The following is a 534-nucleotide window of genomic DNA, read 5'->3' as shown; positions in this document are numbered from 1 at the left end:
ACGACCTCATGGTCCGCACCCGCCAGGCCAAGATCGACGGCATCACCGTCCCCGACCTCACCGTCGACGACCCCCACCACGCCCACACCCTCGTCCTCGGCTGGGGCTCCACCTACGGACCCATCACGGCGGCGGTACGGCAGTTGCGGGCGGACGGGGAGCCGATCGCACAGGCCCACCTGCGCCACCTCAACCCCTTCCCCCGCAATCTCGGGACGGTACTCAAGGCGTACGACAAGGTCGTCGTCCCCGAGATGAACCTCGGTCAGCTGGCCCTGCTGATCCGGGCGAAGTACCTGGTCGACGCGCTGTCGTGCACCCAGGTCGACGGAACACCGTTCAAGGCGGCCCAACTGGCCCACTCACTGCGGGAGACGATCCGTGGCAACTGAACTCCGGCTCCTGCCGAAGGACTTCAAGTCGGACCAGGAGGTGCGCTGGTGCCCCGGCTGCGGTGACTACGCCGTCCTCGCCGCCGTCCAGGGCTTCATGCCCGAACTCGGCCTGGCGAAGGAGAACATCGTCTTCGTCTCC

2 pseudogenes are annotated in these 534 nt (G+C 67.6%); both read left to right on the top strand.

The features are described from left to right. Nucleotides 1-392, top strand: a pseudogene (locus ACFPIH_RS56445) (2-oxoacid:acceptor oxidoreductase subunit alpha); the annotation flags it as partial. Further along, nucleotides 382-534: pseudogene (locus ACFPIH_RS56440) on the top strand (2-oxoacid:ferredoxin oxidoreductase subunit beta); the annotation flags it as partial. The pseudogenes ACFPIH_RS56445 and ACFPIH_RS56440, both read left to right, overlap by 11 nt.

This window comes from Streptomyces vulcanius (assembly GCF_042653945.1).
Classification (GTDB): Bacteria; Actinomycetota; Actinomycetes; order Streptomycetales; family Streptomycetaceae; genus Streptomyces; species Streptomyces mangrovi.
Note: the sequence above shows the minus strand (reverse complement) of the source record. Positions and strands in the feature narration are given on the sequence as shown.